The following is a 12,328-nucleotide window of genomic DNA, read 5'->3' on the forward strand; positions in this document are numbered from 1 at the left end:
GACTGTCCGCTCTGCACTTAATGTCGCCCTTTGGCAGCTCCGCGGAGCGGGATCAGGCGGACGAACTCGCCGAGCCGCTCGATCAGACGCGCCTGAATGGCCGCGAGCGTCGTGCCCGCAAGCTTGCATGACATGCAGGCGCCGGTCAGCCTGACGATGAGCTCACGATCTCCACGATCACGCCTGAGGCTCGCCCGATTCTCATCGAGCACGGCTCCGACAATTTGCTCGCAATCGGAAGGCTCAGAAATCGGAGGCTGCTTCGTTGGTACAGTCTTGATGCCCATGTTTCGAAGCCCTTCTATTGCGGATGGTCGAGGACAGGCTCACCTGCACGGTTTGTCGCAGGAGCAGCTCGACTTGGCATTTGGATTGTCGAATCGGAACCCCGATCCTTCGGGCGACAGCACGAAATCGATCGTGGTACCGTTGAGATGCTCTTGGGTCGCGCTGTCGACGAAGAGTTTGATGCCGTCTAGCTCGACCACGGCATCATCGGAGCTCGGCCCATGCGCGAGATCCATCTTGTATGTGAACCCTTCGCAGCCGCCGCCATCGACCATGATCCGCAGGCCGCTCGCCGGCTGCCCTATCGTGGAGATTGCGGCCCTCAATGCGTTGATGGCGTTATCCGTTAGGTTGATCATTTTTGGCTCGCTTTCAGGTCTTCTCGCAAGGCACGTTTCGCAAATCCCATGCCAGTCGAGATGCAGCTGAAATGAAGGATTTGCGGGTGGCCACTGTTCGATTCACGACCTGTGTGTCGGGATTTCGACACGAGGCTTCCCGGCCGCCGCGTCATCCGGCCAAGTCCTCGCGACGGTGCCAGCACGTATCCATGCACATAGCGCCAAGCTGCCGCTTACGCCGCGGAGATAGCGTGACGGCAAACAACTTGCATAAGCGTAGCGGACACGTCGCTTTGCGCGACGCGTGCACACCACGCATTGATGAGGAGCCTTTCCATGACGTCGATTGACAACACTGCTCTTGGCCCGTTGGACAAGGAGGGGCGGCTATTGAATGCGGTACTTAAGAGTGAAACAACGAAGTCGGGGCGATTTGGATTCCGGGGCGACATCGCGCTGAAATTCCAAGCCCAGTTCGCCGACGAAAAACGACCACCGGACTATTCCATCGAACAAGTTCTTGCGATCGCGCAGGAAGGCGAGCCGACCATCCCAGTCCTTGCCGGATATCTGCATTCCTTCGCGTATCTACCCGAGGCCGCAAAGGTGCTGGATGGCAGGCTGAGCCCCAAAGGCAGCTATTTCATGTTCTGCAACAACATTGATCTGCTCGCGAAGTACCGTACCAAGGTAGGCGACATCACCTTCCGCATTCTGCCTTGCGACGAATCAACTGTGTGGAAGGAGATGATGGACCTCGCCGGCGTCGACAAGAATGACATCAAGAAGCTCGGTCCGGCCGGTAGGCTCGACTACTTGCTCGACGCGGCCAAGGACATCGGTGGATCATACAGCGAGATCTCATACGAGGACGGCTTGGCCAAAATGGAGCCGGTGAAGAACAGAGGCGAAAACCGCCCAGTCTGAGGCAGCGCCTCAGGCCCCCTCGCCAACTCGACGAGTCTGCCGCAGAGAGAGTCACTGCACCCAGAGCGAGTCACTGTACCGCATCGCCTGGGACTGGCTCTGAAACCCTCGTGATGGACTTCTCGGCCTACGTTTTGGAGATCACACGACCGCTCTGCTAGGCGTGTATTGGCCATGAGTACTGTCGTCAATTACACCGAGGGGCGGCTGGCCGCGAGGGTCCGGCTGGCTGCGTCCATTGGGATCCGAACATTCCAATGATGATCGGCTCCTATTCGCGGTCATATTTCAGAGGGCTGATCGACGGTGTATGGATCAGCTTTGGCGTTGTGCTCCAGGCCTTTGCCGGCGTGAGCGGCGCTGAGAGGTCGCGCGAGGAGCGATCACTGTGCTGATGTTCGAGGAAAGACTGCCGGCGATCGGGACGCTCAACGGCTGGGCGATCTCCGTGCTGCGGAAAGCCGGCGCCATTCGCGAGCGCGAGGAGCACGGCTGGACGCAGGACCGCGCCGCCCCGCATGCGCGCCAGCGAGATCGCCCGGCAAGATCCGCCCCAGGTAGCGTCTGAGGACGAAGCTGTCGCTGAACTGGTGGAGGTGCTGGACTCGATCGGAGATACCTGCCCGAGTGCCCGCCGCTGTAATCAACAGCACGCGCGTGAGGTCGAGCAGGTGTGTGGCGTCTCCTTCAGCCTCGTCTTCGGCCATCCGCGGCGTCCTTAAGGAGTGCTCACGGAAGCTGCTGTTTCGATCCGGAGCAGATCGCGCGGGGCAAACGGGATCAAGGCTAGCAGACACTGCAAGAAATCGAAGGATGCGACCGCTTCACAGGGCGCTATCGAGCCGACCGTGTCGGATGAGGCTTGGCCGCAGCGCGCTTCATCCTGTAAGCAGTAAAGTCGATGATTGTTGCCGAGGTCTCGTCATCCGATTCGTCCACTCACTCTTGAAAGGGTCGCGCCTGAGTCCATGATTGCAGCAGAACTATTCTGCCGGTGTCCGTCTTGCGAGAGCACGGCCGCGGCTGCAGCGAGTCGGATGCCACGTATCCGGCTGTCCGCAAAAAGCGAAGCCATTTGTTTGCCGGCCTCCCGCCGCGCGTGGAAGCGGTTGACGCATTTCCTAGAACAAAGCCCCGTTTGCCAGCAGTAATAGCGGATAAGCCCGAATCGTCCCACCGCACACCGCGCAGAACCTCGATGACCCGTGGTTGGAAGCATAATAGTCACTGCGCTTCTCGCCTTCCTGTCGGCGCGACCTGAATCTCCCCCATGCATCTCCATTTCCGCGACACGGCGCTCGCACTTTAACTGCGGGTCGCCAATTGCGATGCTTGTGGCATGTACGGACCACCGGCGCAGAGTGTGAGTCTGGTGTGCGCCTACCTGGCAAAGCGGCACGCGCTACTCCAAGCGCCTTCGTCGGGATTGCCTACTTCAAGCGACTGTTGATCCTGATTGATGCAATCCGCAGGGCAGTCACGATCATATCATTATCCTTTTTGGCCTATCTTCGATGGAATTCAGCTGACCAGGCGACGGCGAGCGTATAGCAGCCCTCACCTGTTGTGGTGCAACCCTCACTGTCATTGCGCTCCAGGGACGCGACGGCCCCGATCCCGTACCTTCCTCAGAACGACGCGTGCGGACGTCAAAAACGATCTTGCGTGATCACCAGGCAGGAACGTCTCAGCCGGCCCTGCCCGGTGAGGATCTGCTTCGGGTTGCGCTGGCGGACGCGTGTGGGAGCGCCATTAGCGCGATACCTGCACCTCGGGCGCGAGCGGTGTTCGGTATGTCAGTGGTTGTCAGGCTCCCGGGGCCCGATCGCGATTTTCGGCTCGGCGTCCGCGTTGGCGGCCATTTCGCGCAGCGCGCGCCGGTATTCGACCGGCATCACCTTGCGGAATTTGGGCAGCCAGTCCTTCCAATTGGCAAGGATGTCGGCGGCGCGCTTGGAGCCGGTCGCTTTCGCGTGGCGCGAGATCAGGACGTGAAGCCGCTCGACGTCGGAACCGAGCAGGTTCTTGAACACGTGGACCCGGCCGTGCGCCTCGGGGTCACCGGTGTGGTGATTGGTGCCGGCGTTGATCAGCTCTTCCGACAGCACCGGCTCGAGCTCGACCATCGACATGTTGCAAAGCTTGTCGAAGTCGCCGGTCTCGTCGAGCACATAGGCGATGCCGCCGGACATGCCGGCCGCGAAGTTGCGCCCGGTCTTGCCGAGCACGACCACGATGCCGCCGGTCATGTATTCACAGCAATGATCGCCGGCGCCTTCGACGACCGCCACCGCACCCGAGTTGCGCACGGCGAAACGCTCGCCGGCGACGCCGCGGAAGTAGCACTCGCCCTGGATGGCGCCATACATCACCGTGTTGCCGACGATGATGCTCTCTTCCGGCACGATGCCGCTGTTGGCGGGGGGCTTGACGATGATCTTGCCGCCCGAGAGGCCCTTGCCGACATAGTCGTTGGCTTCGCCTTCGAGCTCGAAGGTGACGCCTTGCGCCAGCCACGCGCCGAACGCCTGGCCGGCGGTGCCCTTGAGGCCGACATGGATCGTGTCGTGCGGCAGGCCGGCATGACCGTAGATCTTGGCGACCGCGCCCGACAGCATCGCACCCGCGGAGCGGTTGGTGCTGTTGATCCTGGCCTCGATCTTCACCGGCGCGCCGCGGTCGAGCGCAGGCGTCGCCTTCTCGATCAGCGTGCGGTCGAGCACCGCTTCCAGATGATGGTTCTGGCGCTCGGAGTGATAGATCTTCTGGCCCTTCTCTTCCTTCTGCTTGACGAAGAGCTTCGAGAAATCGAGGCCCTTGGCCTTCCAGTGCGCGACCAGCCTGGTCTGGTCGAGCAGCTGAACCTGGCCGATCATCTCGTTGAAGGTGCGGAAGCCGAGCGATGCCATGATCTCGCGGACTTCCTCGGCGACGAAGAAGAAGTAGTTGATCACGTGCTCGGGCTGGCCGGTGAAGCGCTTGCGCAGGACCGGGTCCTGGGTCGCGACGCCGACCGGGCAGGTGTTGAGATGGCACTTGCGCATCATGATGCAGCCGGCCGCGATCAGCGGCGCGGTGGCGAAGCCGAACTCGTCGGCCCCTAAAAGCGCGCCGATCACGACGTCACGGCCGGTGCGGAAGCCGCCGTCGACCTGGACCACGATGCGGCTGCGCAGCCGCTCGCGCACCAAGGTCTGGTGGGTTTCGGCAAGGCCGATCTCCCAGGGCGAGCCGGCGTGCTTGATCGAGGTCAGCGGCGAAGCGCCGGTGCCGCCCTCGAAGCCCGCGATGGTGACATGGTCGGCGCGCGCCTTGGCAACGCCGGCGGCGACCGTGCCGACGCCGATCTCGGAGACCAGTTTGACCGAGACGTCGCCCGTCGGGTTGACGTTCTTGAGGTCGTAGATGAGCTGCGCCAGATCCTCGATCGAGTAGATGTCGTGATGCGGCGGCGGCGAAATCAGGCCGACGCCCGGCGTCGAGTGACGAACCTTGGCGATGGTCGCGTCGACCTTGTGGCCGGGCAGCTGGCCGCCTTCGCCGGGCTTGGCACCCTGCGCCATCTTGATCTGCATCATGTCGGAGTTGACGAGATACTCCGTGGTGACGCCGAAGCGGCCCGAGGCGACCTGCTTGATCGCCGAACGCATGGAATCGCCGTTCGGCATCGGCTTGAAGCGGTCGGCTTCCTCGCCGCCTTCGCCGGTGTTCGACTTGCCGCCGATCCGGTTCATGGCGATCGCGAGCGTGGTGTGCGCCTCGCGCGAGATCGAGCCGAAGCTCATCGCACCGGTGGCGAAGCGCTTGACGATGTCCTTGGCCGACTCAACCTGGTCGATCGGGATCGGCTTGCGCTTCTCCTCGTCCGCGTTCTTGATCCGGAACAGGCCGCGCAGCGTCAACAGCCGCTCCGACTGCTCGTTCAGGATCTTGGCGAAGGCGCGGTAGCGTTCCAGCGAATTGCCGCGGGCGGCGTGCTGGAGCAGCCCGACCGACTCCGCGGTCCATGCATGGTCCTCGCCGCGGCTGCGATAGGCATATTCGCCGCCGACATCGAGCGCGGTCTTGTAGACCTGCGCGTCGCCGAACGCGTCGGCATGACGGCGCACCGCTTCTTCCGCGATCTCGGCAAGGCCGACGCCCTCGACGCGGGTATGGGTGCCGGCGAAGAACTTGCCGACGAAGTCCGCCTTGAGGCCGACGGCGTCGAAGATCTGCGCGCCGCAATAGGATTGGTAGGTCGAGATGCCCATCTTGGACATCACCTTGAGCAGGCCCTTGCCGATCGACTTGATGTAGCGCTTGACGATCTCGTAGTCGTCGAGCGAGCCGGGCAGGCGGTCCTTCATCGCGATGATGGTTTCGAACGCCAGATAGGGATTGATCGCTTCGGCGCCGTAGCCGGCCAGGCAGGCGAAGTGATGCACTTCGCGCGGCTCGCCGGATTCGACGACGAGGCCGACCGAGGTGCGCAGTCCGACGCGGATCAGATGATGATGCACGGCGGCGCAGGCCAGCAGTGCCGGGATCGGCACCCGGTCGCTGCCGACCATGCGGTCGGACAGGATGATGATGTTGACGCCCTCGCGGACGGCGGCTTCCGCACGCGCGCAAAGCTCGTCGAGCACCTGGTCCATGCCGGCAGCACCGAGACCGGCGTGGAAGGTGGTGTCGAGCGTGCGCGACTTGAAGTGCGACTCGGCGACGTCGGAGATCGAGCGGATCTTCTCGAGATCCGCATCGGTCAGGATCGGCTGGCGCGCTTCGAGGCGCTTGGTGGTGGCGAGGCCTTGCAGGTCGAACAGGTTGGGCCGCGGTCCGATGATGGAGACGAGGCTCATCACCAGCTCCTCGCGGATCGGGTCGATCGGCGGGTTGGTGACCTGCGCGAAGTTCTGCTTGAAGTAGGTGAACAGCGGCTTGGCCTTGTCCGACAGCGCCGAGATCGGCGTGTCGTTGCCCATCGAGCCCGCGGCTTCCTCGCCGGTGGAGGCCATCGGCGTCATCAGGATGGAGATGTCTTCCTGGCTGTAGCCGAACGCCTGCTGGCGATCGAGCAGCGACAGGTTGGAGCGCACGCCGGTGGTCGGCACCTTCGGCAGCTCTTCCAGCACGATCTGGGTCCGCTCCAGCCACTCCTTGTAGGGATGGCTCCGGGCGAGCTCGGCCTTGATCTCGTCGTCCGGGATCAGGCGGCCCTGCTCGAGGTCGACCAGCAGCATCTTGCCGGGCTGCAGCCGCCACTTGGTGATGATCTGGTCCTCGGGGATCGTCAGCACGCCCATCTCGGACGCCATCACGATGCGGTCGTCTTTGGTCACGAGATAGCGCGCCGGCCGCAATCCGTTGCGGTCGAGCGTCGCGCCGATCTGGCGGCCGTCGGTGAAGGCGATTGCGGCGGGGCCGTCCCACGGCTCCATCAGCGCAGCATGATATTCGTAGAAGGCGCGGCGCTTCTCATCCATCAGGGGATTGCCCGCCCACGCCTCCGGAATCATCATCATGACGGCGTGCGGCAGCGAGTAGCCGCCCTGCACCAGGAATTCGAGCGCGTTGTCGAAGCAGGCGGTGTCCGACTGGCCTTCATAGGAGATCGGCCAGAGCCGGTTGATGTCCTTGCCGTAGAGCTCGGAGCTCACGGAAGCCTGGCGCGCCGCCATCCAGTTGGTGTTGCCGCGCAGCGTGTTGATCTCGCCGTTATGCGCGATCATGCGATAGGGATGCGCCAGCGACCACGCCGGGAAGGTGTTGGTCGAGAAGCGCTGATGCACCAGCGCCAGCGCGCTCTCGAAGTCCGCCTCGTGCAGATCGGGATAGTACTTGCCGAGCTGGTCGGCGAGGAACATGCCCTTGTAGATCACGGTGCGGCACGACATCGAGCAGGGGTAATAGCCCGCGAGGCCGCGGTCGCGGCGCTGGTAGATCGCCTGCGAGATCGACTTGCGCAGGATGTACAGCCGGCGCTCGAAATCGTCCTCGGTCTTGGCGGTGCCGTTGCGGCCGATGAACACCTGCATGCAGGCGGGCTCGGTCGGCTTCACGGTGACGCCGAGCGAGGAATTGTCGGTCGGCACGTCGCGCCAGCCGAGCAGGGTCAGGCCCTCTTCCTTGATCTGGTCGGCGATGATGCTCTTGATGACGTTGCGCCAAGCGGTGTCGCGCGGCATGAACAGCGCGCCGATGGCGTATTCGCCCGGAGCCGGCAACGTGAAGCCGAGCTCCCCGGCCTTGCGGCTGAAGAAGGCGTGCGGGATCTGCACCAGGATGCCGGCGCCGTCACCGGCGCGCGGGTCGGCGCCGACGGCGCCGCGATGCTCGAGGTTGCAGAGGATGCTGAGCGCGTCCGCGACGATCTCGTGGGACTTCTTGCCCTTGATGTTGGCGATGAAGCCGACGCCGCAGGAATCCTTCTCCAGGCTCGGATCGTACAGACCTACAGCCGGCGGGCGCGAATTGTGTTCCTGAATCGGATCAGTCGTTTTCGAGGCGACCGTCGCCGACAGTTCTTCTGCCACGATGTTTGCGCGCTCGAATTGCGACCCGGTCATTGTTCCAATCCTCTCCATGCGGCAAGCTGCCTCACCGCTATCTTCGGCGCACCTTGGGCGTTCCGCGGCACCCGCCTCTGGGTCACCGCTCGTCCGCTGCGAGCCGCATTTTCTTAAATTCAGACCAAGGCGTTCTTCGTCCCCGAGAACGGCTTTGCCTCCTCATCCTCGTACTTGGCCAAGGCCGCAAGCAACAGCCGCAGGTAGTGTGCCTTCTCTTCAGCCGCCATTGGCTTCGGGCCGTCCAGCGACTTCACCGCCGACTCAGCTAACTCGACCGCACGATCGTCGTCGCCAGTTTCGAAACAATACTGGGCGACCGCCACATAGGACATGAACTTGCGGCCGGTGCCGTCTTCTGGAGAGTCCAGCGCGAGGATGTGTTCGGCCAAGTCCTTGCCAATCGCAAAGCGATCAGAATGCGGGACATCAGAGTTCTTCTCCGCTGGATTAGAGAGTTGGCGGATCGCTTGCACACTCCACAACTCGGATTTGTTTTCGATCGCATCGCGAGCCAATTGACGCATAACGGGTGGTCCCGTTTGCATGTCATGGATTTTGTGCATGGCTAGATCCTCATGAACTGGGTGAACGTTGATGTCATCCGGCATGATTGCGACGCCCTCTTTAGCGGCCGAAAGCGCCGTCGACGAATCCTTCGCCTTCAGCGCCAGTCTAAGTTTGCCCCAGAATGCTTGCACCCGGGCTTTCTCGCGCATTTCAGATTCTGCTTCAGCGATTCGCTCAGCATCCGCTGCTTTGGCTTCATCGCTGGTGCGCCAGGTGCCATTTACGATTTTTGGCAACACGTCATACAGTTGCATCGGGGACCGACAAAGGCGACGCGACCGTCACGGTCGATGACGAATGAGGTGGGGATAGTGCTGGAAAGGCTGGGCGCCATCCAAGACTTCTTCATGTTTCCGGCGTAATCGAACGCGATCCGAAAGTTCAGCTCCGAGCCGTTCTTGGTCAACCACGCGTCCAAGTGTGTTCGCGCCTCCTCGGCCGTTGAGCCTCGCTCGGAAGCTGCAACTGCAATGACCTCAACTGCGCTATCGTCGTATTTCTCTTGCAGCTGCGCGAGGGGGGAAATCTCCGCCACACATCCGCCGCACCAAGTCGCCCAAAACGCGACAATATACAGCGTACCCAGCTTAAAGTTGGTGAGGGGCTCGCCACGTACCCAGCTCTCCACCCTGATCGGAGGAGCTGGCGACTCCATACGAAGATTCATGTTGTTCTCCAAAGATATTGCCAAACCTTCACGCGAATGTTTGCGCAAGCTCGTCTCTGTCTCTAAGAAACGCGGCCCGAGTTCAATGAACGAGAGAGCGCGTCTGCATGCACTCCGCCTGACACCGTGCTCAATCTCAGCAGCAATGGCCGTGCCAACGCCAGCAACGAACATCACGCGCCTGATCCGGTCTGAGATTGCCTCGGCAACTCAACATGACCGTACGTTTGTAGCTAACGGTCTCGTTCAATGTCAGACATCGGACGCGGGTCGAGCGCTTCGGGCCGCGGGGTTTGTGCCCCGCCAATCATGACGATCGCTGCTGGCGTTTTGAGGATCGCTGTCGTAACCGCCGGCGCGCAGCGCCGGCAAATAACAGTTAGTATGAGCCTCGCTCGCTCTGTCTGTCTGACCTGCTTCTTAAAGAAAGCGCGGCCGCGGCTGCCTGAAGATAATCCTGTCGCCGAATTGAGCGCCTGCGGAACGTACAAAAGGCAATTCGAACTTTAAATCGCGAGCTTTTGTGCGGATACATTCTAAAGGGCAAGACAAGACGCAGTTTAGTCACGGTCCTGGAAGATCACGCGCAGCCACCGGGCTGAGATACAGCACGTAAGTGAGGTCATAGAGTTGGTGAAGAGAAACGGTCGTTATCAAAGTCCCGGCGAGACAGTAACTCCACCATGCGTTGGTTCAAGCACGCAGGATCTCGAATCGGCCGTAGCGGGAGTTCTGACGCCGGTCAGATCGCCCGCGCTCTGGTCGATATCGTACGAATGTCATTTGGCAATTGCGCCAGCTGGCTGACGCCTCCCCGTCCTACCAGCCAATCTTGCTCTTTAGAAATTCAAAGCCCAGCGCTTCAAGGCCGGCGCGCTCCTTGTTGTCCTTGCCGTGGCCGTGCCCACCCGCAGGCGGCTCGTAGAAATAAGCCTCATAGCCCATCGCCTGGAGCTTTGCGGCCATTTTGCGCGCATGTCCGGGATGGACGCGGTCGTCCCGCCGCCTCGTGGCGATCAGGATTGGCGGATAGGGCTGGCCGGGTTTTGCGTTGTGATAGGCGGAATAGGTCTTCAGCCATTCCCAGTCCTCGGGTTTGTCGGGATCGCCATACTCCGCGATCCAGCTCGCGCCAGCAAGCAGCTTGGTGTAGCGGCGCATGTCGGTCAGCGGGACGGTGCAGAACAGCGCGCCGAAACGCTCCGGGTATCGCGTCAGCATGTTGGTAATGAGGATGCCGCCGTTCGATCCGCCCTTGGCTGCGATCCGTTTCGGTTTCGTGACACCGCGACGGATGAGATCGGCGGCAACGGCAGCGAAATCGTCATGCGACAGCTTCTTGCCGGCGAGGCGGCCAGCCTCGTGCCAGCGCGTGCCGAACTCGCCGCCGCCGCGCAAATTCGCCTGCACAACGGTGCCGCCGCGCTCCAGCCACAGCTTGCCGAGCGACGAATTGTAAATTGGTTTCACCGAGCGACCGAGGCCGCCATAGGCGGTCATATAGACCGGCGCATCGCCGGTTTCGCCTGCGGGGCCGGTCTGCACATAGGGGATATGCTCGCCATCAATCGAGATCGCTTCATGCTGCGTCACCACCAGGCCATCGGCGGTGAAGGTCTTTGATGCCTGCTTCAACACGACAGGACTTTCGACGCCGCGCTCGATCAACAGCAGCGAGGGCGGCGTGAGCGGGTCCTGCACTTCGGCGAGCAGGTCGCCATTGCTCTCAGACGGATGACGATCGAGCGGCCAGACGTCGACCACGCCGATTTCGGGAAGCCCGCCGAGTATCGCGCGGCTCCAGCCCGTGGCGAATGGCGTGCAGATCTGGAATTGCGGCTTAAGTTCGTCGAGGATCGAGAGCACCAGTCTGCCGGCAGTCCAGAACAAGTCCTGCAATGCGCGCCGCGGTCCGGGCTCGAACAGGAGCGAAAAGTCGCGGCTGCCTGCAAGGAAAGCCGAAAGCGAGATGCCGAGGACGGCATCGGTGGCATAGGTTCGACCTCCGGTCGACCAGGGCTGGCGCAGCTTCATCGCAAACCAGTCGCCATGGGCCTCCATCAAAATGCCGGTCGGAAGCGCGAGCTTCGTGGTGGTGCCGGCGTGATCGCGCAGCCAGATGCGGTAGTTGAAGAAGTCGATCTGATCGATGATCCAGGTACGCGGGACCACGCCGGTATGGTCCGCGCGGCCATAGACGCGCATGTGATCAGCCGTGGTCTCGAAGATCACTTCTGCCCGATCGACAGGTTCGCCACGACACCACAGGCGAACGGTCCTCGAATATCCGGAGCTCGTGACCATGCCCTCGCCATGGGCGCTGGACAGCAGCAGCGTGTCCGTGTCGAGCCAGTCGACGCCGCCCTTGGCTTCCGGCATTGCAAAGCCGCCCGCGACGAAGCTCCTCGTGTCGGCGTCGAATTCCCGCAAGGTGACGGCATCGCTGCCGCCGCGCGACAGGCTTAAGATACTTCGCGGGCTTCCCGGCAGTGAGCTTGTCGAGTTCAGTAGCCAGTCTTCGCGCTCGCTTGCCGCAAGCTGGTCGATATCCAGCACGATCTCCCACGCCGGATTGGCTCTTCGAAAGTCCGCCATTGTTGTCCGCCGCCACAGCCCGCGCGGGTTGGTGGCATCCTTCCAGAGATTGTGAAGATGGCTGCCGCGGCGCCTGACATAGGGGATCCTGTCAGGCCGATCGTAAATCGCGGTCAGCGCATCGCGATCTCGTCCCGCGGCCGGTCCGCCGAACACCCGTAGCGTTCTGCTATTCTGCCGCTCGACGAAGTTCAACGCCCCTCCGCCTTGGATCTTTTCCAACCATAGATAGGGATCATCATCTGGAGTCGAGGCCGTTGGCTTTTCAATCCGCGACTTCAACGGCACACCTTTTTTGACCATGATTCACTCCAAGCCTAGCATTGACGCGCACTTTCCACACGGTTCAAGCCTTCGCGCCGTACATGTCGTCGGCTCGATGCCGGATCTCC

8 protein-coding genes are annotated in these 12,328 nt (G+C 62.0%); 2 read left to right on the forward strand and 6 right to left on the reverse strand.

Annotated features, from left to right (window positions below; genetic code table 11):
* Window positions 1–17: 17 nt before the first annotated feature.
* A complete protein-coding gene (locus tag ACVJ5M_RS43785; protein WP_148774670.1) occupies window positions 18–287 on the reverse strand; it encodes a NifU family protein in 270 nt (89 codons plus the stop codon).
* Between the two features lie 39 nt (window positions 288–326).
* Complete coding sequence (locus ACVJ5M_RS43790) at window positions 327–647, reverse strand: iron-sulfur cluster assembly accessory protein (protein WP_354080964.1); 321 nt, start codon at window positions 645–647, stop codon at window positions 327–329.
* 318 nt (window positions 648–965) lie between these two features.
* On the opposite strand from ACVJ5M_RS43790, the gene ACVJ5M_RS43795 reads away from it, so the two are divergent.
* Window positions 966–1,556: a hypothetical protein gene (locus ACVJ5M_RS43795; protein WP_354080962.1), complete on the forward strand. Its 591-nt coding sequence runs from the start codon at window positions 966–968 to the stop codon at window positions 1,554–1,556.
* 388 nt (window positions 1,557–1,944) lie between these two features.
* Window positions 1,945–2,124 carry a hypothetical protein gene (locus ACVJ5M_RS43800; protein WP_456679737.1) on the forward strand — a complete coding sequence of 60 codons (180 nt, stop codon included), beginning with the start codon at window positions 1,945–1,947 and terminating at the stop codon, window positions 2,122–2,124.
* A gap of 1,228 nt (window positions 2,125–3,352) precedes the next feature.
* Here ACVJ5M_RS43800 and gltB read toward each other — a convergent pair.
* The 4 genes from gltB to ACVJ5M_RS43820 all read right to left on the reverse strand — a co-directional run bounded on the left by gltB (window position 3,353) and on the right by ACVJ5M_RS43820 (window position 12,239).
* Complete coding sequence (gltB, locus tag ACVJ5M_RS43805; protein ID WP_456679738.1) at window positions 3,353–8,104, reverse strand: glutamate synthase large subunit; 4,752 nt, start codon at window positions 8,102–8,104, stop codon at window positions 3,353–3,355.
* A gap of 119 nt (window positions 8,105–8,223) precedes the next feature.
* Window positions 8,224–8,928: a hypothetical protein gene (locus ACVJ5M_RS43810; RefSeq protein WP_354081014.1), complete on the reverse strand. Its 705-nt coding sequence runs from the start codon at window positions 8,926–8,928 to the stop codon at window positions 8,224–8,226.
* Window positions 8,895–9,341: a TlpA disulfide reductase family protein gene (locus ACVJ5M_RS43815; protein WP_354081016.1), complete on the reverse strand. Its 447-nt coding sequence runs from the start codon at window positions 9,339–9,341 to the stop codon at window positions 8,895–8,897. Before ACVJ5M_RS43815 ends, ACVJ5M_RS43810 begins: the two co-directional genes overlap by 34 nt.
* Before the next feature lie 819 nt (window positions 9,342–10,160).
* Window positions 10,161–12,239 (reverse strand): prolyl oligopeptidase family serine peptidase, encoded by a 2,079-nt coding sequence (locus ACVJ5M_RS43820; RefSeq protein ID WP_354081018.1) that lies wholly within the window; start codon window positions 12,237–12,239, stop codon window positions 10,161–10,163.
* Window positions 12,240–12,328 lie beyond the last annotated feature (89 nt).

The sequence above is a fragment of the Bradyrhizobium sp. S3.7.6 genome, from assembly GCF_054061875.1.

Bases quoted from the DNA above. Each gene is read 5' to 3' on its own strand.
- ACVJ5M_RS43785 (WP_148774670.1), bottom strand. From the start codon at position 287: ATGGGCATCAAGACTGTACCAACGAAGCAGCCTCCGATTTCTGAGCCT.
- ACVJ5M_RS43790 (WP_354080964.1), bottom strand. From the start codon at position 647: ATGATCAACCTAACGGATAACGCCATCAACGCATTGAGGGCCGCAATC.
- ACVJ5M_RS43795 (WP_354080962.1), top strand. From the start codon at position 966: ATGACGTCGATTGACAACACTGCTCTTGGCCCGTTGGACAAGGAGGGG.
- gltB (WP_456679738.1), bottom strand. From the start codon at position 8,104: ATGACCGGGTCGCAATTCGAGCGCGCAAACATCGTGGCAGAAGAACTG.
- ACVJ5M_RS43810 (WP_354081014.1), bottom strand. From the start codon at position 8,928: ATGCAACTGTATGACGTGTTGCCAAAAATCGTAAATGGCACCTGGCGC.
- ACVJ5M_RS43815 (WP_354081016.1), bottom strand. From the start codon at position 9,341: ATGAATCTTCGTATGGAGTCGCCAGCTCCTCCGATCAGGGTGGAGAGC.
- ACVJ5M_RS43820 (WP_354081018.1), bottom strand. From the start codon at position 12,239: ATGGTCAAAAAAGGTGTGCCGTTGAAGTCGCGGATTGAAAAGCCAACG.